Source organism: Virgibacillus sp. CM-4, assembly GCF_000445495.1.
Classification (GTDB): domain Bacteria; phylum Bacillota; class Bacilli; order Bacillales; family Amphibacillaceae; genus Virgibacillus; species Virgibacillus salexigens.
In genome coordinates this window covers 1,010,280-1,033,278 of the sequence record NZ_AUQA01000002.1, presented here as the reverse complement: position 1 = coordinate 1,033,278, position 22,999 = coordinate 1,010,280, and the positions used below count along the sequence as shown (strand labels likewise).

Genomic DNA, 22,999 nt, shown 5'->3' with positions numbered 1-22,999 from the left:
ATGAAATGGAAGGGGGAAGGTAATGAAAAAAACGCAATTCCAGCAAAAACATGGAGCCAAAGCTTGGAAGAAACGCAATTCCAATCTAATGAAAAAAATTAAATCAAAGCAGCAGTCATCTCTTAAGAAACAGCATTCAACAGAGCGATTAACGCGAAATGATACGCTCGCCATTTTCAAGTCAAAAAAACCGTACTATTTAAATAAAAAGCCAAAGTCGCCTTCCAAATGGAGATTACCAACCGTCATATTGCTCTCTAGTCTGTTAACGATTATTCTTGTTATTCCGACGTTAATTGTTGTTCCCTTCGGCAAAGATAATCAAGAACAACAAAGTACGGGCGCCATAGAAAATGAAGAAGCAGCATCATCAGTTGAATTAGGGTCATCCCCATTTTCTGTCTCTGTTATGAGAACAGCGTCTGATGAAGTGGAGGGTATACCTTTAGAAGAATATGTTGTAGGAGTAGTAGCATCAGAAATGCCTGCTGATTTTGAAAAAGAAGCATTAAAAGCTCAATCACTTGCTGCTAGAACCTACATTGTTAATCATAAGCTGCACGGGGAATCAACGGAGAAGTCAGATGTAACAGATACGGTTCAACACCAAGTTTATAAAGACAATTATCAACTTAGAAAACAGTGGGGAAGCGACTATGATTGGAAAATCAATAAGATAAAAGAAGCAGTGGCAGAAACGGAAGGAGAAATATTAACGTATAAGGAATCCCCAATAACTCCCGCGTTTTTTTCAACAAGCAATGGATACACAGAAAATTCAGAGGATTATTGGGAAAATGAACTTCCTTATCTACGCAGTGTAGAAAGCCCGTGGGATGAAAACTCACCAAAATTTTTAGATCAGAAGACATTTACGTTTGGTCAATTGGAAGCAGCGCTGGAAATTGATTTACCTAATCAAACGCCGTTGCCCATTGAGCTAACAAGAACGGATAGTAAACGAGTTGGCAAATTGCAAATAGATGGAAAGACTTTCTCTGGAAGAGATGTTCGGGAAAAGCTAGAATTGCGGTCAAGTGACTTTACAATTGAACAAAAAAATGATCACTTTATTTTTACAACAAAGGGTTTTGGACACGGAATTGGAATGAGTCAATATGGTGCTAACGGCATGGCTAAGGAAGGGAAAAACTATAAAGATATCGTGAATTATTATTATAAAGATGTAAAAATAAGTACAGTGAATGAAACAGCTCCAACTCTCGTCTCCAAATAGGCGAGGGTCTTTCTTTGTCCATAAAAGATTGAAAAACCCTTTACTTTCCCCAACTTTTAAGAAAAAATGCATAAATTTACAAAATATTTTTTTAAAGATGTATATAAATCCCTTTTTCTGATCAGAATGGTTGTTGAGGTGATGATCTAATGAATGAGGAAAACAAAGGGGCTTCAAAAAATAAGTGGACCCGAATTTTTCGTAAGAAGTGGTTTTTTCCAGCTGTCTATCTAACAATCGCCGCTGTATTGTTATCTGTCGTCGTTTGGTATCAAAATATGGATAATCAAGTACCAGATGCACAGGATGAGGCAAATGAATATACTCCTGCACAACATGGTGAAGATGCTGAACCAGTATTAGACCAGCAAGAGATGATTCAAATGCCTGTAACAAACCAAGAAGAAGCAGAAATCGTAACTAAATTTTATGATTACAATGCAGAACAAGAAGATCAAGAACAAGCTTTAGTTCTCTACAACAACAAGTATTACCAAAGTACTGGGGTAGATATTGCTTCAGCAAATGACGAATCATTTGATGTTGTAGCAGCAATAAGTGGAACAATTAGTGAAGTTAAAGAAGATCCATTACTTGGTAACGTTGTTGTTCTAACACATGGTGATGATGTAAAGACATATTACGCCAGCCTTAATGATGTTAGTGTTAAGGCAGGAGCTGACGTTAAACAAGGAGATAAACTTGGTTCAGCTGGGAAAAATGTATTTGGAAAAGATAATGGAACTCACGTGCACTTCGAACTGCGTAAAGCTGGTAAAGAAGTAAATCCTGAAGAATACTTTAATCAGCCAGTTAGCAGCCTGAACAGTGTGACAGAAGAAGCTGCTGAGGAATCAGAAACGAGTGAAGAAGCGGAAGAGTCTTCAACAAATGAAGAAGATGCGAAGCAAGAAGATGAAGATAGCTCTGAAGAAAAACCAAAAGCAGATGAAGAAAACGGTGAGTCTGAATCGGATGATACTGATGACCAAACTGAAACAGAGAATCCAGATCAAAGTGAAACGGAATCAGGTGCATCAACAGAAACATCTAAAAGTGCATAATCTAAATATCATGCATGTCCCCTAACTTAGAGGTTAGGGGTTTTTTATGGTTTGCAGAATTTGTCGAACGATTCCCTCTTTTTATTTGTGGAAAATGTGTTAATATAAAGATAAATAAAATATTATGTTGAAGCTTGACGAAATAACTAATATTTTTTCCTTGGTTTTCTTGTTGGAAAGGAGTTTTGATTCATGTCCTTACCTACTACGTTTATAGCTGGTGAAGATGAATTGACTTTATCTTTGGAGCAGCTTAAAGAATTCTTGTCGCGTGACCATGATAACGAAACAGTTATGCAATTAATTAGGAAATATTGTTTACAATCCTCATCCAGAGATATTCAGAAAAAAGGCATGGAATTCTTATATATGAATGGCTTTTTTGAAGAACTGCAACAGTTGGTAGAGAAAAACAAAAAATCTACGTATACTTCAAACAGACAATGGGCCTCAATCTATCAAATAATGATTGATCGCAATACAACTCGATACTCTCCTCACGAATTACTGCAGAAAGTAAAGCGTATGACTGCAGATGACCCCGAAACAAAATGTTTAATAGAGTTTGTCAAAGTCACCTTATATTATGATTTACAACAATATGATAAAATCGGTAATTTTTTAGATATTCAACAAAGGCTCTTTGAACGAATTGATGATCGCTTTTTAATCGCCTTTTTTAATATCAGACTTAATCAGTTCTTGATGATTTATTATTTATTACGAAATGAGCTAATTATGGCAAGAAAGTGTGCTTACAGAGTCCTCAATTTATCACAAAATCCAAACACAAAAGCCGGTGTCCATATTAAATTGGGACTTAGTTATATATTTGATACGTATTTACAAGGAATGTATCACTTAAATGAAGCAATTTCTATTGCAGAATATCATGGCCTCCAAAATATAATTCACAGTGTTAATAATAATAATATACCTTTTCTAACTTCTCACTTTAGGAAACTTGATCAGTTTGAACACATAACAACAACGGATGCGAGTGAATTAGCTCATATGGAAATAGCTAAAGGCAATAATGCAAAGGCAATTTCTATATTAAGTAAAATAAAATTAGATAGCCCTTTTAAACTGTATTATATGGGGAAGGCAAAATATGACAAGCAAATATTGCTGCAGTCTTATAATGAATTTATTGAAAAGCGAAGTGATTTCTTCTTCAGTAGGTTACCACTTAGTGTATTAAAAACAATGAAATAAAAAGGAATAAGTAGGATTTAAGCATTGGTCTTTTACAATTAAATAGGGATTAACGATTCAACTTTTTCTTACCTTACCAATTATTAGGAGGTAATAAAATGAAAAAGTTAAAATCTTTACTTGGTGTGGTTACTTTAGTGATGGTGATTTCTTTTATTCCTGGTAATCTGACAGCTGATCCGGATTTAGGATGGATTGATGGTGGAGTTAGTATTCAATCTGCTGATCCTGATCTAGGATGGATCGATTAAGAGTCACGTTTGGTATACTAAATAAAAAATACCATACTATGAACAAGGTCAACGACTTACTAGTAGGAATTAGAAACAAGTAAAATGAATGCAAGAAGGAAAAGTTGAATCGTTTTTTATAAATTATAATGATTTCTTCGTTTTTTATTGCCACAAACCCTCCTATTTCATTTGAAACATCCACCTTTGTTTATAAAATTAACCTGTCCTTCTTGATAAAGATGCTTTTTTAATCATAATCCCAAACGTTTGCTAATAAACTTATACAAACCAACTTAAACTGAAATGTCTGAGGTGAGAACTTGTGTAGCTTTAGACCTAATTACATCCCACTAATTTAATGGTATGAATATAAATGACAGAATATTTAGTAAAATTATTGACGGAAGCATGCAGGTGTGAACTATCGCAAGTTATATAGCATCGTCTTTGATTATCGAATTTTCAGGAGATATGCAGGCCTATTATTACAAACACCTTGTCTCACTTACCACCTCGGAAATATACAACTCAGGGAGGCGAACGGTGTGCACGATTACATCAAAGAGAGGACTATCAGGATAGGAAATTATGTCGTGGAGACGAAGAAAACTGTCCGAGTGATAGCAAAAGAGTTTGGTGTTTCCAAAAGCACAGTCCACAAAGACTTGACAGAACGATTGCCAGAGATTAACCCAGAACTAGCGAATCGGGTTAAAAAAATATTAGAACATCACAAGGCTATTCGTCATCTTCGTGGGGGAGAAGCAACTAGAAAAAAGTATAGAATTGAACCAGAGCAGGAAGAAGAAGTTAAACCAGTAGGATAAAAGTATGTTATATTACACTTATTCAAAAACCCAGTGATTTATCTGCTGGGTTTTGGTATGTTTAGAAGTCTAAAAACTGATGTAAGTCTAAATTCCTAGACAAAATTTATTTAAATTGCAGTTAATTGTAGACTTTTGTGGTAAAATATTATATTAGTAGCAGTATGGAAAAAAAGTAACAGTAATTTAATTAGGAGGATCTAGACCCATGTTTTCTAGGGATATTGGAATTGATCTTGGTACAGCCAATGTATTGATTCATGTAAAAGGAAAAGGTATTGTTTTAAACGAACCTTCTGTAGTGGCTATGGACCGACAAACTGGTAAAGTATTGGAAGTTGGAGAGGCCGCTAGAAAGATGGTTGGGCGTACACCAGGAAACATTGAAGCAATCCGCCCACTAAAGGATGGAGTAATTGCGGATTTCGATGTGACAGAGGCTATGCTAAAGCATTTTATAAATAAAATAAATGTAAAGGGCTTTCTTTCAAAGCCAAGAATCCTTATTTGCTGTCCTACTAATATTACGAAAGTAGAGCAAAAAGCAATTAAAGAAGCAGCTGAAAAATCTGGCGGTAAAAAAGTTTATTTAGAAGAAGAGCCTAAAGTAGCTGCTATCGGCGCAGGAATGGAAATATTCCAGCCAAGCGGTAATATGGTCGTAGATATTGGCGGGGGAACAACAGATGTTGCCGTGTTATCGATGGGGGATATTGTTACCTCTGAATCCATTAAAATGGCTGGTGACAAGTTTGATATCGAGATACTTCAATACATAAAGAAAAAATATAAACTGTTAATCGGCGAACGAACAGCAGAAGAAATTAAGATTAATGTAGCAACAGTTTTCAAGGATGGACGTAAAGAGGAAATGGAAATCCGCGGTAGAGATATGGTTTCTGGTCTTCCTCGAACGATTGCTGTTAATTCAGTTGAAATAGAAGAGGCATTACGTGAATCTGTATCCCTTATTGTACAAGCTGCTAAGTCTGTACTTGAACGTACACCACCAGAATTGTCTGCTGATATTATTGATCGTGGAGTTATTTTAACGGGTGGTGGAGCATTAATACATGGAATAGACGAACTACTTGCTGAAGAGTTGAAAGTACCAGTCTTTATTGCAGAAGAACCTATGAATTGTGTGGCTAAAGGTACAGGGATTATGTTAGAGAATATTGATAAGGTAGAACGAAAAAAAGTAGTGTAACTATACATTAAATATGGATAGCGGGAGGGAATATTTTGTTAAGAGGCTTTTATACGGCAGCTAGTGGAATGATTGCCCAACAACGCCAACAGGAAGCTTTTTCAAATAATATTTCCAATGCAAACACACCAGGTTATAAAGCAGATCAAACAACATTGCATGCATTTCCGGAAATGTTAATGAATCGCATTGGTGGAAAAGGGAATCAAATCTCAGTTAATTCATCGATGCAATTTCCAATCCATCAATCGATCGGTGCATTAAACACAGGTGTCTATGTTCAGGAAACAATTCCGAACTTTAGACAAGGTGATATAAGAGAAACAGGTAGTACCACTGATTTAGCATTGGTTAATGGAGAATTACCAAATCAGTCGGCAAATCTTTTTTTTACTGTGCAAAATGAGGCCGGGGAAGTTCGATATACGAGAAATGGGAACTTTACTGTAGATGGCCAAGGTTATCTAGTAACAAACCAAGGTTACTATGTTTTAGATCAAGAAGGACAACCTATTCAAACGAATGGAATGGAATTTACCGTTACTGCAAACGGAATGTTACGAACACCCGAGCAGACCGCTGCATTGAATATTGCTTATACACCAGACGCAAATAATATGGTAAAAGAAGGGAATAACTTATTTGCAGGTGAAGTTGATGAAATGCCAGCAGATGTCACGTTTTCCATTAAACAAGGGTTCCTAGAACGTTCAAATGTAGATTCGTTGCAATCAATGACACAAATGATGGAATCTTATCGGATGTTTGAAACAAATCAGCGTGTATTAAAAGCGTATGACGAAAGCATGGGTAAAGCAGTAAGCGAAATTGGTCGTTTGGTTTAGGGAGGGAAGTTTATGTCTAGAACAATGATACAGGCTGCTGTTACAATGAATCAGTTACAGAATCAACTAGATACGATTGGAAACAATTTAGCAAATAGCCAAACAACAGGTTATAAGGCGAGACAAACTGAATTTTCCTCTTTATTATTTCAACAGATAAATAATTTGACGGAACCAGCTAATCCACAGGCAAGATTAACACCAGAAGGAATTAGGATTGGTGCAGGAGCTAAACTAGGTTCTACAAATGTTAACTTAAGCTTAGGAAATATTAAAGAAACGGAACGTGCTTTAGATACAGCATTACTTCAAGGGAATTTATTCTATCAGGTTCAAGTTATCGAGAATGGAATAGCCCAAACACGATATACAAGAGATGGCTCGTTTTATTTAAGCCCAATAAATAATAATCAAGAAGTTATGCTTACAAATAGCAATGGAAATCCAATATTAGGGGAAAATGGACCAATTATTTTTGAACAAGGGTTTGATAATATCGCCATTCAATCTAATGGACAGATTCAAATTACAAGAGGTAATCAGACAGAGGTCGTTGAACAATTAGCGGTGATCGAGGCAGTACGTCCTAGACTTTTAGAGTCTGATGGAAATAATATGTTTCAATTACCGAATATAGCTGATCTAGGAATTGATACGAATGAAATAATCCAACAGGTGAATCCAGAAGAGCAGATGATTAAAAGTGGGGCATTAGAGGCTTCGAATATTGACATTTCAAAAGAAATGTCTGATCTCTTAAGAACGCAGCGTGCTTATCAATTTAATTCGCGAACAATTTCAATGAGTGATCAAATGTCCGGTTTAGTTAATCAATTACGATCATAACGGTATATATGTGATCAGAATGATAGAACTTCTTTTCAAGTTTTAAAGAATTAAGGGGTAAAACAATGTCTATGAATCAAGAGGATCAAACAATCGAAGAAAAACAAGCAGTGCCTCCGAAGAAACGCTTTTCATTTAGAAAGAAAGCGGAGCGCTTAGCTGAAGGGTCAAGAAGCGAGCAAAAGCGAAAGCAGAAGAATAACAATAAGCTTCCCCGGTTGCGAGTATTCCCAATATGGTTACGTATCATTGTTGTGCTTCTTCTTTGTTTAATCGCATTAGTTATTGGGCTAATGATTGGTTATGGTGTAATAGGTGACGGTGCTCCTGTTGATGCACTAAAAAAAGAAACATGGCAGCATATAATTGATATCGTTATAAAAACAGAATAAGTAAAAAAGCATCCGGTCGTTAGACTAGATGCTTTTTTCAGCTTTGTTACGCATAAAGGTGCGAGTTATTATATATGTATTAAATGAGTAAATGACGTCCAAATGGTATATTAATTATAGTAGCATAATAAAAGGAGAGTAATTCATGGATATTGAACAAATTAAAGAAACAATCCCACATCGTTATCCATTTTTATTGGTAGATCGAGTAACGGAAATGGAAACAGGGAAGCGAGTGACTGGTATAAAAAATGTTACTGCAAACGAACCATTTTTCCAAGGACATTTCCCAGGCTATGCAGTGATGCCAGGAGTTTTAATTTTAGAAGCCTTGGCTCAAGTTGGGGCAATTGCCATGCTTGGATTAGAAGAAAATCAAGGTAAAATTGGATTTCTAGCCGGTGTAGACAACTGTCGCTTTAAAAAACAAGTGAAACCTGGGGATCAGTTACAAATGGAAGTTGAGATATTAAGGTTAAAGGGGCCTATTGGCAAAGGCAAAGCTGTTGCAAAAGTTGATGGAGAAATTGCTTGTGAAGCTGAAATTATGTTTGCCATAAAATAATATAGTTGCTTTATCTTTCACTTATAGGAAATAATTGAAAAAATGTGTATGACTTCTTTTGTTTTGGTTATGCTAAGACCGAAAACGAATTCAAAAGGAGGTTTTGCACATGAAGAAAAAACTATTCGTGAAATTTGGTTCCCCCATTTTAGCGTTGTCTTTAATAGCTGCTTGTGGAACCGATGATCAACAAGATCCAGCTGAGGAAGATGCTCCAATGCAAGAAGAACAAGAAAACAATGAGAACCCAGCTGATGACAATGGTGGCATGAATGAAGAAGATCCAGCGCTAGAGGACGAAACAAACGAAGATAATGGTATGGAAGAAAATAAGGATAACAACATGCAAGAAGAAAATAATAATGGTGGTCAAGGTAACCAATAAGTTTTAGTATCGACTATAATTGGATACTTATATTAGAAAGCAAACCTTCCTTTTTTACAGAGGAAGGTTTGCTTTTTGTTGAATGTACGTTACATCCATCTTTTAAACTCCATAAGTAGTAGCTGAACATAAATTAGGTATTTTATATTTACTTAGCTTTGACAGTTTGCTTATCCGATTCAATTGTTTCAGTTGGTTCAGATGTAGAAGCACTGGTTTCATTTATTCCTTCTGTTGAAGTATCGTTCTGTTTCATGCTGTGTTTACTTGATTTTTCAATAGCAGATTCTTTCATATTTGTTAGTTTACCCTTTGCTGTAGTGCCAAATCTTTTCGTGATATCAACTGTATTATCCTTTGTGTTCACCATTTGTTTGGATAAATCAGCACGTAGTTCTCTACCGGTTTTGGGTGCAAATAATAAAGATGTAATTGCTCCAACAATTGCCCCGATTAAAGACCCTGTAATAAGGTGCTGAAGACGAAGTTCTTTCTGTTGATTGGTATTTTGATTCTGTTCTGCCATAATTTCTCCTCCTTGAATGAGCAAATTTAGTCAATGGAAATGCATGACTAGTAAATCTTGATTTAGAAGTCGTTTCCCGAATCTTTATATAGATAAACCTTAAAAACCAATATTTTTAAATAATCTGAAAAAATAATGAAAAAAGAAAGCCATCATAGTAAAATAGAATTACAAAATTTAGTAAAAAGGAGGAGGACAATGACAAACTGTATTACATCTGTTTATATTATTTCACCAAGAACAAAAGCAATTATCCTTAAAGAATTAACCTATTACCGATCACTCATAATAGAAGAGAATAGAGAAAGAAAGTCATTACATAAACCAGAACAAATCATTGACAATAGCTGCTTAGTATACGGGTCTACACTAGAGGGGAGGAAGGGAGCTGTACGAGATATATTAAAAACTTCAAGTAAGCTTCCGATACCTGTTATTCCCGAAATGGGTGTATATATGATTCCAACAGCTTCAACTAAGAACAAATCCTGTGTGTGGGTTGCATATCATCATATTCATTCCTATCAAAGTCATGACCAATGTACATCAATCCAATTTAATGATGGGAGTAACTTACTAGCGCATACATCGTTAAATACATTTGATATGCAATATAAGCGTACAAGTCAAATTATTGTACATATGAACCGTTCCTTTCTATTTAGTAGAGGTAACCCTTCTAAACGAATTTTGAGATAGCTGTTGTGATTCATAAGGTGCTCATTTATCAGGAGTGCCTTGTTTTTATGAGAAGCAATTTATGAAGATTTCATGTCATTTTATTTTCGTGCTTGTAATGAAAACAGTTTCATTGTTACACTTAGTAAAACGTGATGTGACTAACCGGTCAGTCATTCGTTTAATGAAACAAATAGTCTGGCATATCCGTACTACAAAGAGGGGTTAATCATGAATGATAAGAAACAAAAATTAATTGAAATTGGGATGAAGTTAATAGCTGAAAAAGGCTATTATAATACTTCTATTCAAGAAATTGCTAATGAAGCTGGTGTATCCAAAGGATCATTTTATATCTATTTTTCTTCAAAAGAAGCGTTTATTGCCACCGCTATTCATAACTTCCATCAACGTATTTCTGAAGAAATGAAGCAAATGCAACAAGACAGTAACACACCAAGAGAGAATTTTGCAAATCAACTCGCTGTTTCAATAGATTATATCTATTGCCATAAGGATTACATTTTTATGTTTATACGTGAGAATATATCCTTAGGAGAAAATATTGATAAGTTAATTTATAACTTAAAAGTAGAAAACTTTAATTGGATGAAGAGCAATTTAAAGGCAATTTACCAAGAAGAAATGGATGAAATGGATGCTATTTTGATTGACATCATTATTCAAGCGGAGGGACTGCTTAGCGGATATTTTAAATGGCTAATGATAGAGGATATACAAATAGATAGTGGTGAAGCAGGAGCATTTTTAGTTCGGAGAATTGATGATTTAGTCAAAGGTATGCTACATAGAAAGGAAGAGCCGCTAATCGGTTTAGACCAAGTCCCAAATGCATATTCCTTTGCTGAAATGGACCAAAAACGGAATGAGATTCAGATAGCCCTTAAATTGTTAAAAATGAATGTAGAAGCAATCCAACTAGATGAAATAAAAAAAGCACAACTTCATGAAGTAATAAGCGCATTACAAAAAGAAGTAGACCAGGATGAATATCAATCCGTTGTTGTTCAAGGTTTACTTGCTCATTTCTATCAATTTCCTGAGTTAAAAGAAGAGACTGAACAATTGGCTGACTTATTTGATGTGGAATTATTATCTTGAATAACGTTGATAAACGAGAGGAGCTTCACAGATGAAAAAGATTGGAATTAGTATAGCCGCCATTTTATTGATCACCTTGCTTGGTGCATGCAATCAGCAAGCTGATGATGACGAGCAGGAGCAGGAAGAAAAAGTAATACCTGTAGAAACAGAAGAAGCAACGGAAGGCGATATTGTTATTGAGAAGACAATATATGGGAGAACCGCCCCTTCTGCTTCAACTCCAGTAATGGTACAAAATCCTGGTGAAATAGATTCATTAGAAGTCCAAAATGGTGATCAAGTAGAAGAAGATGATGTCATTGCAACGATACAAACCCTTGCTGGAAAGCAGAATATTAGGGCTTCTAAAGCTGGAGAGATTGCTCAATTATCGGTAAGTGAGGGAGGAATTGCATCCACTGAAGAGCCATTAGCGATTATTACAGATTTACAAACAATTCAATTAAACTTTACCGTTACCTCGGATGTTCGTGGTTTAGTAGAGAGAGAGGATAAGCTAAACGTGGATATTGATGGGAACCAATATAAAGCAGAAGTGTCGTCAGTTGGAACCATGCCAGATGATACAGGTTTATATCCAATAGAAGCAACAGTTAATAATGATGAAGAGGATTTGATAGCAGGACTAACTGCAAAACTGCATATTCCGGAAGAGAGAATAAATTCTGCCATCATTGTACCGACAGAAGCAATTGAAGAAGCTAATAATGAGTCTTTTGTTTATGTTATCAAAGATAATGAAGCTATTCGAACGGTAGTTACTCCAAAAGAAACGCAGTCTGATAAAACAGCCATTGAGGGTGAGGTTAAAGCAGGCGATCAAATTGTTATAAATGGTCAGTTATCATTATCTGACGGCAGCCAGGTAAATGTTGTGAAAGGAGAATAGACGTTGAAGATAATTAAAACATCTGTTAAACGCCCTGTTGGCGTAATTATGATCGTTCTCGCTCTACTGGCTCTTGGTGCCGTTTCTTTACGAAGCTTGACAATTGATCTTTTCCCTAAGATGGATCTTCCTGTAGCAGTAGTAGCAACATCATATGACGATGCAGCACCACAAGAAGTTGAGAATTTAATTAGTAGACCAATCGAATCAGCAGTTAGTACGGTAGAAGGGATAGAAACTGTACAATCCCAGTCACAATCTGGGGCATCTTTAGTAGTACTGATGTTTAGTAATGGAACGGACTTAGATCAAGCGTTATTAGATGTTCGAGAAAGTGTGGATCAGGTGAAAGCAGCTTTGCCTGAGCAGGCTGGAGATCCAAATATTATGCGATTTAATCCAGATCAAATGCCTGTTATGTGGGTCGGTTTAACTGGTGATGATGCAGCATCATTAACGCAAACAGCTGATGAGCAAGTCGTCCCATTCTTTGAAAGACAAGAAGGAGTAGGCTCCGTTTCGGTTGAAGGCGGAAAAGAAAGAGAAATCCAACTAATACTAGATGAAGCAAAATTACAACAGTATGGTGTAACTACACAAATGATTATACAATCATTGAATAGCACCAATCAGTCTGCTTCTGTTGGCTCCATTGATAAAGGGAATAAAGATCTACAGCTGCGGGTGACTGGTGAATTTGAATCGCTAGAAGATATTGAACAAACGATTGTTCAAACAGAAGCAGGTGCAACCGTTCATGTTGAAGATCTTGCTGAAGTAAAAGACGATTACAAAGAACAATCAGGTATGACACTTGTTAATGGTAAGCCATCTGTAGTTTTATCCGTGTTGAAGAAGACGGATAGCAATACAGTAGAAGTTGCCACGAATATTGAAGATGGCATTGAGGAAATTAAACAAGATCTTCCATCAGATGTTAATTTGGATGTAATTATCGATACTTCAGATTTTATTGAGATGTCGATTGATTCTGTCATACAAAACATATTAATTGGTGGTATCATATCCATCTTTATCTTATTACTCTTCCTTAAGAGTGTACGGGCGACGATTGTTATTGGTTTATCCATTCCAATTGCAATTATTACCACGTTCATATTAATGTATTTTACAGGGGAAACGTTGAATATTTTAACATTAGGCGGCTTAGCCCTTGGGTTAGGGATGATGGTTGATAGTTCGATTGTCATTCTCGAGCATATTTATTCTTATCGTCAACGGGGTTACAGTTTAAAAGATTCTGCAATCAAGGGTGCAAGTGAATTAGCCCCTGCGGTTATTGCATCAACTACAACTACATTGGTGGTTTTCTTACCAATTATCTATGTAGAGGGGATAGCTTCCGATCTATTTACCCCACTTGCACTAGCCGTATCGTTTTCACTTATCACATCGCTCGTTGTAGCAGTGACACTTGTTCCGATGTTATCATCCAAGCTCTTGAAAAAAGCAATGACAGATGGAGGCCGCCGCTATTGGTTTGACCGTTTGTTAAGTTGGCTAAATGATCGTTACCGCAGTGTGTTAAAGTGGGTGCTTGGACATAGGAAGACTACCGTATTTGTCACCATTTTAGCGATTGTAGGAAGTTTAGCATTAACCCCATTTATTGGTGCAGAGTTGATTCCATCGGCCGATCAAGGTCAAATGGAAGTTCGAGTCGAAACAGCTCCAGGAAGTTCTCTTAGTCATACAGAAGATATCGTAGAAAAAGTAAATCAAGAGTTAGAACCATTCGAGTCTGTAATCGAAACGAATTATGTCAGTGTTGGTGGCGGAGGCGGCATGGCTGCCGCCAGTGGTGGTAGTAGTGGAAACCAAGCCGTCTACACAATGCAATTAGTGCCTTCTGGTGAAAGAGTTAAAACAACTTCAGACGTGGTACAGGAGATAGATGAGGCCCTGAAAGATATACCGGGTGCGGAAATCACGGTTAGTTCGATGGATTCTGGAATGAATACGGGTAGTCCAATTCAGATTCAACTAAATGGGCCAGAGCATGAAGTGCTAAGTGAATTATCAAACCAAGTGGTTGACGAAATTTCGCAAGTTGATGGTGTCTACAATCCGGAAACTACAGCTTCTGAAGGTGTACCGCAAATGAATGTAGTAGTTGATCAGGAAGAAGCGGCAACTTATGGTCTTAATCAGGAACAAATTCTTGGCCAAATTCAAATGCAGTTTACTGGACAGGTAGCTACACAGTTCAAGGAAGATGGTCAAGAAATGGATGTCACGATGATGTATCCAGAAGACCAGCGTAGTTCGATTGAGGATTTACATGATATGAAAATTCAAACGCCGCAAGGCTCTACCATATCGTTAGATGAAGTCGCTGAATTTAAACAAATGAGTGGTCCTGTAAGTTTACTTCGAGAAAATCAGCAACCGCAGATGAATGTAACCAGTGAAATTGTTGATCGAGATCTGGGCAGCGTTTCATCGGATGTAGAGGCTGCATTGGCAGATATGAACTTACCGGAAGGATATAGTTATGAAATGGGCGGTCAAACCGAGGATATGACCGAGTCCTTTACGGATTTGGCAATTGCATTAGTCTTCTCGATTCTTTTAGTATATGCGGTAATGGCAGTGCAATTTGAGAATTTCTTATTCCCATTAATTATCATGTTTGCTATGCCAACAACAGTTATTGGGGTATTGATCGGCTTATATGTTGTAGGTATACCATTAAGTATTCCTGCGTTTATCGGGATTATTATGCTCGCCGGTATTGTGGTTAATAATTCGATCGTATTGGTAGATTATATAAATATTCTGCGAAGACAAGGAATGGATCGTCATGATGCTATCTTGGAAGCTGGCCCAAGTAGATTACGTCCAATTCTTATGACGACTTTGACAACCATATTGGCAATGGTACCATTGGCGCTAGCTCTTGGTGAGGGTGCTGAGACACAACAGCCAATGGCAGTTACCATTATTTTTGGTCTCGGTGTATCTAGCTTATTTACCTTATTGTTAATTCCAGTAATATACACCTTATTTGATGATTTAACAGCTAAGATTACTAAAAGAGATAAAAAGAGTAAAGATAATCTAGATAGAGAATAATCCGAACGGTTATTTGATACACTCCCTTCAAAGTAGACTGGAAACTAAATCTGTTACTTGGAGGGAGTTCCTTTTGTCGAGAAAAGGAACATGCACTGATGCTAGAAGACCGTTTTACATGAGTATATGATTATCAAAAGGGATAGACAGATTTTTCCGTAACTCTTAGCAAATGTCATAGACATGATTCTGGTGTCAAATAGCGTGGGTTGTGATGTTCTAATCGGGTAAGCGTGCTTGGCGAGTTAGCTGAAGCAGTGCCCACTGATGAAAAAATTGATAATTAATTAAAATGAGAGCTGCTAATTTTTCTTAGAGATTCGTTTACAACGAAGCATTTTGGGAATAGTAATCGGTAGTAAGATTGGAGGTAAGGCTATGTCAATATCACGAATTATGAAATGGATTACGGGAATATTTGAAGCGTTATTAGGTTTTCCAATACTTGGTGGAGCTTTTATTATATCGAATTTATGGGGACCACTATTTGTTATGCTCGTACTTCATATTATAACGTTGATCTTATCAAGAAGAGATGGTGGAGCAACAGCAGGAAGTATAATTGGAATTCTAACTTCTTTAATTGGATGGATTCCAGGGATTGGTATGATTATGCATCTTATTACAGCGGTGGTACTAATCATTACTGGTATGATGCCTGATAATCAATCTGGTGATTAGCATGTAAAAAACAAGGTACCTCACGTTGTAGTAAGGTATCTTGTTCACATGAACTAGTCTGTAATTGGCCACCAATGAAAGCCATCCTTTTCTAATAAATCATCCGCAGCTTCAGGTCCCATCGATCCTGCAGGGTAGTTAGGAAAGTCTGGTGTTACTGCTGCCCATGCATCTAGTAGCGAATCTACAAATTCCCACGAATGCGCCACTTCATCCCAATGTGTAAAATTGGTTGTATCACCAATGATACAATCATATAGTAATTTCTCATACGCTTCTGGTGTATTTATATCATCAACGCCATTATTTGTGTAAGAAAGCTTGATCGGTTCAGCAATAGAGCCAATTCCAGCTTTTTTAGCATTTAAGTATAAGGTAATTCCTTCATTAGGTTGAATATTAATTATTAACAGATTTGGGTGTTTTTCGGTCTCATTTTTGTAGTATAAATTCATTGGTATATCATTGAATTCAACCACAATTTTTGTTGACTTTTCCTTCATCTTTTTACCTGTTCGAATATAAAAGGGAACTCCAGCCCAACGATAGTTATCAATCATTACTTTACCAGCAACAAATGTTTCGGTAGTTGAGTTGGCAAGATCTGTTGCTTCTTCACGATATCCCTTGATAGAGTTACTGCTGCCATATTGACCGCGAACGAAAAATTCATTTACTTTCTCTGGATCTACAAGACGAAGCGCACGAAGTACTTTTACTTTTTCTGATCGAATCTCTTCTGGCGTCAATTTAATTGGTGGCTCCATGGCTAATAAAGCAACCATTTGCAACATATGATTTTGTACCATATCTCTAGTTGCCCCTGAATGATCATAGTAACGCGCTCGCTCTTCAACTCCTAATTTCTCACTAGATGTGATTTGAATATTCGAGATGAATCGATTATTCCAAAGATGTTCAAATATGCCATTAGCAAAACGGATTACTTCAATATTTTGTACCATTTCTTTGCCTAGGTAATGATCAATTCGGTAAATTTGATCTTCATCAAATGCATGTCGAATTTGATTGTTTAATTCCTTGGCGGAATCTAAATCATGTCCGAATGGCTTTTCAATAACAAGTCTTGTCCAACCTTTTCCATTCTTCAGACCATTTTCCTCTAATTGATTGGCAATTGAACCAAAATATTCAGGCGCCATTGCAAGATAAAAGATTCTATTTCCATCTGTTTGGTAATGCCCTTCCAAGTCCTCTAACAGATTATTTAAATCATCATACGAAGATGTGTCTGTCACGTCAAAGGAATGATAATAAAAGTGGGAAGAAAAATCTTCTAAATCCTCTTCTTTTGAGGATGACTGCTCGATAGAATTACGGACATTTTCTCTAAACACATCATTTGTCCATGGACGTCGTGCAAGACCCACCACTGCAAATTCCTCACCAATCTTACCATTTTTATATAGCCGGTAAATGGAAGGGAATAATTTTCGCTTAGATAAGTCTCCTGTTGCTCCAAAGATAACAATAATTGCATTTGGTTTATCTGTACTCATGAATACCCTCTCCATTTTCTATTTACGAATTAGCTTATGAGCTAAATGTAAGTTATTATAATACAACCTATCTTATAAGGAAAAAATCCTAAAATCAACTATTCCGGACGGAGCCAACCCCAAGTTTTTTTAATGATCTGGTTAGCAACCTCTGAAAACATGAGTCCGATAGCAATCGCACCGGCAAGCAGCATTACCTTAGTTGAAAGTTGTACGGCTGTAAAATAATCATTCTCAACAAAATGTCTCATAGCATCATACGCAATCCCTCCGGGTACAAGAGGAATAATGCCAGATACGTTAAAAATAATAATTGGTGTCTTATATAGTCTTGCGCATAGGTGACTAAGTATTGCTACAAGCATCGATCCAAAGATCGTAGCTGGAACAGCATCTATACCTTGATCAACTAAAATATAATAAAGAATCCAGCCAAACATACCAACCATCCCGCATTGGATTAAGGCTTGACGTGGTGCATTAAATAGGACACCAAAACCGCTAGCCGCAATAAAACTAGTAACTAGTTGGGCGATAATCATACATATCAGCTCCTACATCTATATGATTGCAAATACAACAGCAACACCTGCACCAATTGCAAATGCTGTGAGAATTGCCTCTACACCTTTGGAAACACCAGCTACCAAATGTCCAGCCATCAAATCACGAACTGCATTGGTAATATGCAGACCAGGAACAAGAGGCATGACCGCACCAATAATTATTTTATCCATCTGTATACCAAATCCAATGTGAATGGCGATTCCTGAAGCTATTGCAATCATAAAGGAAGCAAAGAATTCAGCAATAAACCGAATTTCAACTACTTTTTCAAACCAAATCATTGCAAAAAAACCAATACCGCCTGCAAAGAAGGAGGGTAAAAAATCTGGCCATGCTCCACCAAACATAATCGTAAAGCTTCCACTAACGAAGGCAGCAGCAATCATTTGTATCCAATAAGGAAAAGATTCACTTGCATGCTGAATACCTTTCAGGTGCAGGAGAGCTTCCTTTGGTTCAATCGTTTGTGCAGAGATTTGCCGAGAGATATGATTTACTTCGGCGATCTTATGTAAGTCTGTTGAACGATTAGAAATCCTCCGGAAATAGGTTGCTTCTCCTTCCGTAGAAAATTGAATTCCAGTTGGAGTAGCATAACTTTCAGCCTTTTTAAATCCATAAGAAGCGGCGATCCTGTTCATGGTATCTTCTACGCGATACGTTTCAGCACCGCTTTGTAACATGATTTTCCCAGCTAATAAACATACTTTCGCTACAGATACATCATCTTGTTGCATGAAATCCCCCCTATATGGAAGATGTCTTTACTCAATGATAGCCCAATCGGGGACGTGTAAGGAGCAAAGAATATCTAACTCTTGCTTCCGTTTATCTGTATAGCTGCTAATCTGACGTAATTCCTTATCGACAATGGCAGGGTGTGTCATTACTTCGATACTTTTGGCATTTGTCTGCTTCAGCCGTGTAAAAATGTCAGCAGAAACTCCATCCCCATAAAAGTCTAACCAAATTTGTTCCGTCAATAAAATATCTTGTTCTGCAGCTAAGTTATCTGTTATACGTACGGGCACTTGGTATTCTTTTGCCAGTGAAATGATTAACTGTTGTAGCGGTTCCCATCCATGTACATGATGGTGACTATCGATATGGTGTAGAGAGAGACCAGTAGCTAAAAAAGCTTCAATTTGTGCACGCCATTCTTTCTCAACTGCCTGCAAGTTTGGCGCTTCCATGTGTCGATACCTGCTTGAATATTTAAACCGGTTATTTTCACAAACCAATTCCGGTACGGAACTTAAAGGTTTCCCCCATGTTAAGACAAGATGAATGCCGACATGTAATGTATCATTCTCTTTAGCACGTGCGACAGCATAATTCACTGCTTTCCCATTCATCATTAAGGTTGTTGAAGTGACAACTCCATTTTGATGGGCCATTATAATTCCGTCTGTTACGCCCTTGGTTAATCCGAAATCATCGGCATTGAATAAGACATGCATCATAAATATCCCCCTACATTCTAAAATTATAGATTATTTTCAAATGGATAATTACGTTCAATTACAAAATTTGTTTTATCCCCTCTAAAGAAAGCACGTGAATACTCTACTTTCTCTCCTTTTTCGTTTTCTGCAACGGTTTCAATATAAAAGCAAGGCGCACCTTGTTCACAATTTAGATGGCTGGAAGCTCTTTCATCTGCTAACGTAATTTCTACATGTTCAATCGTTTTGGCTATATGTACTTGAAACTCTTCTTTTAAAGCAGCATATAGCGATGATTCTGCTTGCGTTTTTGTGATGCCTGGAGCAACATTCCACGGAATATAGGAAATCTCATATTGCGTTGGTTCCATATTTGCCTTTCTCACACGTTCCACGCGCTGAATAGGATCGTTTAAAGAAACGTCTAAGGAATGCTCGATATATTCATTTGCAGGAATAACTTGTATATCTAATACAGTTATCTCAGCTTCTTTGCCTTGAATAGCAACTTGATCACTGTAGCGTTTTACCGTTTGCGAAAGCGTTTGTTTCACTTTTTGATCTGCTACAAATGTACCTCGTCCTTGGTGGCGATTTAAATACCCTTCTAGTGTTAGTTGATTTAGAGCAGTTCGGATGGTTGTTCTGCTCACTCCAAAATCTTCACATAACTCTAATTCGGTAGGTATTTTCTCTCCTTTCTTATATTTGTTTGTTTTAATACGATTCAACAATTCTTCCTTAATATAAGCATGTAATGATTGATTCTTTTCCATTTGCACACTTCCTTACTCGATCCTAGTTTGGATATATATTAACGCTAAAATTAAAGACATAAAAAAGCAATAATTCACTTAATTAAAGTGTACAAGATTACACATATAATGACAATATTTTATAAATGTTATTACAATAAGAAACATATTTCTTGAAATGTATGGACTTTAAATAATTTGTATGATACATTTTAGATGAACAACAAAATACAACGATACACTATTATAAAAGCGGTTTCAAAAAACATCAAAGGAGTTAAAGGAAATGACATTAAAACTTGTAGTAGTAGGTGGAGGGTCTAGTTACACACCTGAAATAATTGAAGGAATTATTCGGCGCTATGACTCATTTCCCGTTACAGACATTGTACTTGTAGATGTTGAAGCGGGGAAAGAGAAACTAGAAATAATTGGACGATTAGCATTACGAATGATAGAGAAATCAAATAAAGCAATTCATCTAACATGGACCTTAAATCGCCGGCAAGCACTTGAAAATGCGGACTTTGTTTCTACTCAAATACGAGTGGGTGGGTTAGAAGCCAGATCAAAAGACGAACGTATTCCATTAAGCCATGGGTTTATTGGGCAAGAAACAAACGGAGCTGGAGGTATCTTCAAAGCATTTCGTACTATCCCAGTCCTTTTAGAATTAGCGAAAGACGTGCATGACATTTGTCCGAATGCATGGATAATTAATTTCACAAACCCTGCTGGAATTGTTACAGAAGCTTTATTAAAACACTCTCCGCATAAGAAGGTTATCGGTGTATGCAATATCCCATTTAATATGCGACATTCGACTGCAGAAATTTTAAATGTAAAGCCAGATGAAGTGAGTATTGAATTTATTGGCATGAATCATTTTGTATTTGGTAGTAAGGTCCTTGTTAATGGAGAAGATCGAACGAATGAAGTATTAGAAAAAGTGACCCACGACCTTGACTATTCACCAGCAAATATTGTTAATTTAGGCTGGACCAAGACGTTTATAGAAGCTACGGGTCTACTTCCGAATCCATATCATCAATATTATTTTCAAACGGCGGATGTTCTAAAAAAAGACTTGAAAGCGTTTAAAGAAAATGGCACACGAGCCGAGGTAGTTCAGGATTTGGAAGGATCTCTTTTTGAGATTTATAAAAACCCGTCGTTATATGAGAAGCCAAAGGAACTTGAAGAACGTGGTGGAGCTTTTTATAGCGATGTAGCATGTAGTTTAATGGACTCCATTTATAATAATAAACAGGATATTCAGACGGTAAACACATGGAACCATGGAGCAATACCCGATTTGCCAGAAGATGCTGTTATTGAAGTTAATTGCATTATTACTAAAAATGGACCAAAACCAATTGCTGTTGGGCATTTACCACTTTCGGTTAAAGGTCATATTTATCAAATGAAGGCCTTTGAGGAACTAGTTATTCAAGCAAGTATCACTGGGAACTACAACGATGCATACACAGCAATGGTGATGAATCCATTACTTGCTGATGAAAAGAGAAGCAAGGATGTGCTGGATGAGTTATTGGAAGCACATCAAGCATATTTGCCACAATTTAATTCAAGGGGGATTTAAGATGAACAGTAAATTTATGCAAAAGTTCATTGAAATTGCTGGACGTATTGGATCACAGCGACATCTAGTAGCTGTCCGAGACGGGTTCGTTGCGATCATGCCATTAATTATCGTTGGGTCACTTGCTATTTTAATTAATAATTTTCCGCCATTTGGCAACTTTAATTTTGTTGAATGGATGAATGGAATCTTTGGTGATGGCAATTGGCAAACAGTCGGGGGGAGTATTTGGAACGGTACTTTTGCTATATTAGGTCTTTTAGTATCCTTTTCTATAGCTTATAATTTAGCTAAGTCTTATGACGTAGATGGGCTATCTGCTGGTCTCATATCAGCTGCCGGTTTTATTATGCTAGTCCCTTGGACAGAGGATGGCGCTGGTTTAACCGCAGCATGGTTAGGTACGCAAGGACTATTTGTTGGAATTATTATAGCGCTTCTTGTCACAGAACTTTTCAGAATATTGATAAATTCGAATTTGACTATTAAAATGCCAGAAGGTGTTCCAGACGGGGTTACACGCTCCTTCAAAGCATTAGTACCTGCGGTGATCATTTTAATTATTCTAGGTTTTTTCCAGGCATTAATGAATGTGTTCGCAGAGCAAAGTATTTTTGAAGTTATCTTTAATGCAATTCAAGAACCGTTACAAGGTTTGGGGAATACTTTGCCCGCAGCAATGGTTGTATCCTTTCTTAATCACTTATTATGGTTCTTTGGTTTACATGGGACGAATATTATTGGATCAGTAATTGAACCGGTCTACTTGCCACTGATTGAACAAAATCTCGATTTATTTAAGAGCGGTATGTCAGCATTTGACGTACCTAATATTGTAACAAAACCATTCTTAGATTCATTTGTTTTTATGGGTGGATCAGGAACGACCATTGCATTGTTAATTGCAGTCTTTATTGTAATACGTAGAGAGAGAAACCATCCATATCGACAAGTTGCAAAGTTATCAGCGCCAGCAGGGCTATTTAACATTAATGAACCGGTTATTTTTGGACTACCAATTGTATTAAACCCTGTGATGTTAATTCCATTTATATTGATTCCTGTAACATTGACGATTACATCCTATATTGCATTAGCTACTGGTATAGTGCCAAGAACAGTGGCAATTCTTCCATGGACAACACCGCCAATTTTAAGTGGTTATCTAGTAACAGGCGGTAGCTGGCGTGGAATTGGGCTTCAAGTATTTAATTTAGTGCTGGCTGTTATCATGTATATTCCATTCATTTTAGCAGGTGCAAGAACCTTAAAGAGAAATAAGGGGGAATAAC

24 protein-coding genes are annotated in these 22,999 nt (G+C 36.8%); 18 read left to right on the top strand and 6 right to left on the bottom strand.

Going from position 1 to position 22,999, the window contains the following annotated elements; all coding sequences use genetic code 11:
* The first annotated feature begins 22 nt into the window (after nucleotides 1-22).
* The 11 genes from spoIID to M948_RS28310 all read left to right on the top strand — a co-directional run bounded on the left by spoIID (nucleotide 23) and on the right by M948_RS28310 (nucleotide 8,822).
* Nucleotides 23-1,237 carry a stage II sporulation protein D gene (spoIID, locus tag M948_RS28355; protein WP_021289806.1) on the top strand — a complete coding sequence of 405 codons (1,215 nt, stop codon included), beginning with the start codon at nucleotides 23-25 and terminating at the stop codon, nucleotides 1,235-1,237.
* Nucleotides 1,238-1,386: 149 nt separating this feature from the next.
* Nucleotides 1,387-2,301: a M23 family metallopeptidase gene (locus M948_RS28350; protein WP_021289805.1), complete on the top strand. Its 915-nt coding sequence runs from the start codon at nucleotides 1,387-1,389 to the stop codon at nucleotides 2,299-2,301.
* Nucleotides 2,302-2,493: 192 nt separating this feature from the next.
* On the top strand, nucleotides 2,494-3,519 hold the full coding sequence (locus M948_RS28345) for an AimR family lysis-lysogeny pheromone receptor (RefSeq protein WP_021289804.1): 1,026 nt from the start codon (nucleotides 2,494-2,496) through the stop codon (nucleotides 3,517-3,519).
* Between the two features lie 98 nt (nucleotides 3,520-3,617).
* The gene (locus M948_RS43150) at nucleotides 3,618-3,770 is read left to right on the top strand and encodes a hypothetical protein (protein ID WP_021289803.1); all 153 of its coding nucleotides are present in this window, start codon (nucleotides 3,618-3,620) and stop codon (nucleotides 3,768-3,770) included.
* A gap of 527 nt (nucleotides 3,771-4,297) precedes the next feature.
* The gene (gene spoIIID, locus M948_RS28340; protein ID WP_021289802.1) at nucleotides 4,298-4,579 is read left to right on the top strand and encodes a sporulation transcriptional regulator SpoIIID; all 282 of its coding nucleotides are present in this window, start codon (nucleotides 4,298-4,300) and stop codon (nucleotides 4,577-4,579) included.
* Nucleotides 4,580-4,787: 208 nt separating this feature from the next.
* Nucleotides 4,788-5,789: a rod shape-determining protein gene (locus M948_RS28335; RefSeq protein ID WP_021289801.1), complete on the top strand. Its 1,002-nt coding sequence runs from the start codon at nucleotides 4,788-4,790 to the stop codon at nucleotides 5,787-5,789.
* Nucleotides 5,790-5,824: 35 nt separating this feature from the next.
* On the top strand, nucleotides 5,825-6,634 hold the full coding sequence (locus tag M948_RS28330; RefSeq protein ID WP_021289800.1) for a flagellar hook-basal body protein: 810 nt from the start codon (nucleotides 5,825-5,827) through the stop codon (nucleotides 6,632-6,634).
* Nucleotides 6,635-6,646: 12 nt separating this feature from the next.
* Nucleotides 6,647-7,480 (top strand): flagellar hook-basal body protein, encoded by an 834-nt coding sequence (locus M948_RS28325; protein ID WP_021289799.1) that lies wholly within the window; start codon nucleotides 6,647-6,649, stop codon nucleotides 7,478-7,480.
* Between the two features lie 65 nt (nucleotides 7,481-7,545).
* Nucleotides 7,546-7,872, top strand: coding sequence for a DNA-directed RNA polymerase subunit beta (locus M948_RS28320; RefSeq protein ID WP_021289798.1), 327 nt, complete (start codon nucleotides 7,546-7,548; stop codon nucleotides 7,870-7,872).
* 145 nt (nucleotides 7,873-8,017) lie between these two features.
* Entirely contained in the window at nucleotides 8,018-8,437 is a 420-nt protein-coding gene (gene fabZ, locus M948_RS28315; protein WP_021289797.1) for a 3-hydroxyacyl-ACP dehydratase FabZ, read from the top strand.
* 109 nt (nucleotides 8,438-8,546) lie between these two features.
* A complete protein-coding gene (locus tag M948_RS28310; RefSeq protein ID WP_021289796.1) occupies nucleotides 8,547-8,822 on the top strand; it encodes a hypothetical protein in 276 nt (91 codons plus the stop codon).
* Between the two features lie 148 nt (nucleotides 8,823-8,970).
* On the opposite strand, the gene M948_RS28305 is transcribed toward M948_RS28310, so the two are convergent.
* Complete coding sequence (locus tag M948_RS28305; RefSeq protein ID WP_021289795.1) at nucleotides 8,971-9,348, bottom strand: YtxH domain-containing protein; 378 nt, start codon at nucleotides 9,346-9,348, stop codon at nucleotides 8,971-8,973.
* Nucleotides 9,349-9,546: 198 nt separating this feature from the next.
* On the opposite strand from M948_RS28305, the gene M948_RS28300 reads away from it, so the two are divergent.
* The 5 genes from M948_RS28300 (at nucleotide 9,547) to M948_RS28280 (ending at nucleotide 15,817) form a co-directional block, all read left to right on the top strand.
* Nucleotides 9,547-10,047, top strand: coding sequence for a competence protein ComK (locus tag M948_RS28300; protein ID WP_021289794.1), 501 nt, complete (start codon nucleotides 9,547-9,549; stop codon nucleotides 10,045-10,047).
* Between the two features lie 210 nt (nucleotides 10,048-10,257).
* Nucleotides 10,258-11,148, top strand: coding sequence for a TetR/AcrR family transcriptional regulator (locus M948_RS28295; RefSeq protein WP_021289793.1), 891 nt, complete (start codon nucleotides 10,258-10,260; stop codon nucleotides 11,146-11,148).
* A gap of 31 nt (nucleotides 11,149-11,179) precedes the next feature.
* Nucleotides 11,180-12,040: an efflux RND transporter periplasmic adaptor subunit gene (locus tag M948_RS28290; protein WP_021289792.1), complete on the top strand. Its 861-nt coding sequence runs from the start codon at nucleotides 11,180-11,182 to the stop codon at nucleotides 12,038-12,040.
* Between the two features lie 3 nt (nucleotides 12,041-12,043).
* Nucleotides 12,044-15,136, top strand: a complete 3,093-nt coding sequence (locus M948_RS28285) for an efflux RND transporter permease subunit (protein ID WP_021289791.1) — start codon at nucleotides 12,044-12,046, stop codon at nucleotides 15,134-15,136.
* 378 nt (nucleotides 15,137-15,514) lie between these two features.
* On the top strand, nucleotides 15,515-15,817 hold the full coding sequence (locus M948_RS28280; protein ID WP_021289790.1) for a hypothetical protein: 303 nt from the start codon (nucleotides 15,515-15,517) through the stop codon (nucleotides 15,815-15,817).
* 53 nt (nucleotides 15,818-15,870) lie between these two features.
* Here the strand turns inward: M948_RS28280 and zwf are convergent, their stop codons facing one another.
* From zwf to M948_RS28255, 5 genes are all read right to left on the bottom strand, one after another.
* The gene (gene zwf / locus M948_RS28275; protein WP_021289789.1) at nucleotides 15,871-17,337 is read right to left on the bottom strand and encodes a glucose-6-phosphate dehydrogenase; all 1,467 of its coding nucleotides are present in this window, start codon (nucleotides 17,335-17,337) and stop codon (nucleotides 15,871-15,873) included.
* 98 nt (nucleotides 17,338-17,435) lie between these two features.
* Complete coding sequence (locus tag M948_RS28270) at nucleotides 17,436-17,879, bottom strand: threonine/serine exporter family protein (protein ID WP_021289788.1); 444 nt, start codon at nucleotides 17,877-17,879, stop codon at nucleotides 17,436-17,438.
* 18 nt (nucleotides 17,880-17,897) lie between these two features.
* A complete protein-coding gene (locus tag M948_RS28265; RefSeq protein WP_021289787.1) occupies nucleotides 17,898-18,641 on the bottom strand; it encodes a threonine/serine exporter family protein in 744 nt (247 codons plus the stop codon).
* Between the two features lie 27 nt (nucleotides 18,642-18,668).
* Nucleotides 18,669-19,367 (bottom strand): chitin disaccharide deacetylase, encoded by a 699-nt coding sequence (gene chbG / locus M948_RS28260; protein WP_021289786.1) that lies wholly within the window; start codon nucleotides 19,365-19,367, stop codon nucleotides 18,669-18,671.
* A gap of 23 nt (nucleotides 19,368-19,390) precedes the next feature.
* On the bottom strand, nucleotides 19,391-20,125 hold the full coding sequence (locus M948_RS28255) for a GntR family transcriptional regulator (protein WP_021289785.1): 735 nt from the start codon (nucleotides 20,123-20,125) through the stop codon (nucleotides 19,391-19,393).
* Between the two features lie 265 nt (nucleotides 20,126-20,390).
* Between M948_RS28255 and M948_RS28250 the strand changes: the two genes are divergently transcribed.
* Both M948_RS28250 and M948_RS28245 read left to right on the top strand, forming a co-directional pair.
* Nucleotides 20,391-21,707, top strand: coding sequence for a 6-phospho-beta-glucosidase (locus M948_RS28250; RefSeq protein WP_021289784.1), 1,317 nt, complete (start codon nucleotides 20,391-20,393; stop codon nucleotides 21,705-21,707).
* A gap of 1 nt (nucleotide 21,708) precedes the next feature.
* Nucleotides 21,709-22,998 (top strand): PTS sugar transporter subunit IIC, encoded by a 1,290-nt coding sequence (locus M948_RS28245; protein WP_021289783.1) that lies wholly within the window; start codon nucleotides 21,709-21,711, stop codon nucleotides 22,996-22,998.
* Nucleotide 22,999: the final 1 nt, after the last annotated feature.

Coding starts and splice junctions, on each gene's coding strand:
- spoIID (WP_021289806.1), top strand. CDS start 23: ATGAAAAAAACGCAATTCCAGCAAAAACATGGAGCCAAAGCTTGGAAG.
- M948_RS28350 (WP_021289805.1), top strand. CDS start 1,387: ATGAATGAGGAAAACAAAGGGGCTTCAAAAAATAAGTGGACCCGAATT.
- M948_RS28345 (WP_021289804.1), top strand. CDS start 2,494: ATGTCCTTACCTACTACGTTTATAGCTGGTGAAGATGAATTGACTTTA.
- M948_RS43150 (WP_021289803.1), top strand. CDS start 3,618: ATGAAAAAGTTAAAATCTTTACTTGGTGTGGTTACTTTAGTGATGGTG.
- M948_RS28335 (WP_021289801.1), top strand. CDS start 4,788: ATGTTTTCTAGGGATATTGGAATTGATCTTGGTACAGCCAATGTATTG.
- M948_RS28325 (WP_021289799.1), top strand. CDS start 6,647: ATGTCTAGAACAATGATACAGGCTGCTGTTACAATGAATCAGTTACAG.
- M948_RS28320 (WP_021289798.1), top strand. CDS start 7,546: ATGTCTATGAATCAAGAGGATCAAACAATCGAAGAAAAACAAGCAGTG.
- fabZ (WP_021289797.1), top strand. CDS start 8,018: ATGGATATTGAACAAATTAAAGAAACAATCCCACATCGTTATCCATTT.
- M948_RS28310 (WP_021289796.1), top strand. CDS start 8,547: ATGAAGAAAAAACTATTCGTGAAATTTGGTTCCCCCATTTTAGCGTTG.
- M948_RS28305 (WP_021289795.1), bottom strand. CDS start 9,348: ATGGCAGAACAGAATCAAAATACCAATCAACAGAAAGAACTTCGTCTT.
- M948_RS28300 (WP_021289794.1), top strand. CDS start 9,547: ATGACAAACTGTATTACATCTGTTTATATTATTTCACCAAGAACAAAA.
- M948_RS28295 (WP_021289793.1), top strand. CDS start 10,258: ATGAATGATAAGAAACAAAAATTAATTGAAATTGGGATGAAGTTAATA.
- M948_RS28290 (WP_021289792.1), top strand. CDS start 11,180: ATGAAAAAGATTGGAATTAGTATAGCCGCCATTTTATTGATCACCTTG.
- M948_RS28280 (WP_021289790.1), top strand. CDS start 15,515: ATGTCAATATCACGAATTATGAAATGGATTACGGGAATATTTGAAGCG.
- zwf (WP_021289789.1), bottom strand. CDS start 17,337: ATGAGTACAGATAAACCAAATGCAATTATTGTTATCTTTGGAGCAACA.
- M948_RS28270 (WP_021289788.1), bottom strand. CDS start 17,879: ATGATTATCGCCCAACTAGTTACTAGTTTTATTGCGGCTAGCGGTTTT.
- M948_RS28265 (WP_021289787.1), bottom strand. CDS start 18,641: ATGCAACAAGATGATGTATCTGTAGCGAAAGTATGTTTATTAGCTGGG.
- chbG (WP_021289786.1), bottom strand. CDS start 19,367: ATGATGCATGTCTTATTCAATGCCGATGATTTCGGATTAACCAAGGGC.
- M948_RS28255 (WP_021289785.1), bottom strand. CDS start 20,125: ATGGAAAAGAATCAATCATTACATGCTTATATTAAGGAAGAATTGTTG.
- M948_RS28250 (WP_021289784.1), top strand. CDS start 20,391: ATGACATTAAAACTTGTAGTAGTAGGTGGAGGGTCTAGTTACACACCT.
- M948_RS28245 (WP_021289783.1), top strand. CDS start 21,709: ATGAACAGTAAATTTATGCAAAAGTTCATTGAAATTGCTGGACGTATT.